General features: G+C 73.7%; 1 protein-coding gene. It reads right to left on the reverse strand.

Annotated elements, in window-relative coordinates:
• A partial coding sequence (locus G3I71_RS49050) for an LmeA family phospholipid-binding protein (protein WP_343243322.1) occupies positions 1-395 on the reverse strand: 395 nt, incomplete at its 3' end.
• Positions 396-407: the final 12 nt, after the last annotated feature.

Here is a 407-nt window from a genome sequence, read left to right on the forward strand (position 1 = left end):
AACGACAGGACGAGCCCGGCACCGGTGACGCGCGCCCCGGTGAGCCCGACCCCGTCCGGGAGGTCCCCGAGACCGATCGTACGGGGCTTCAACTTGTCGGCGATGCTTGATGCGAAGGGCAGGGACGCGAGCCGGTCCACCGGTATGTCCCGGCCGAACAGCCGGACGGCGGCGGGGGTGACGGTGACGCTGTCGGCGGTGGTGGACAGGGTCGTCCTGACCGTGACGGGCAGCCCCGTGCCACCGGCGTCGCCGGTGAGCGTGAGGTCCTTGCCGTCCGTGCCGAGGACCAGGCCGGAAGCGGCCTCGCCCGCCTCGCGCTCCGCGCGCCGGTTCAGCGACGCGTAGGACACGGTGGCCGTGGCGGTGCCCCCGCCCACACCGTCGCGGGACACGTCCTTGAGGAC

It is taken from the genome of Streptomyces sp. SID12501, assembly GCF_010550245.1.
In the GTDB taxonomy this organism is placed as follows: domain Bacteria; phylum Actinomycetota; class Actinomycetes; order Streptomycetales; family Streptomycetaceae; genus Streptomyces.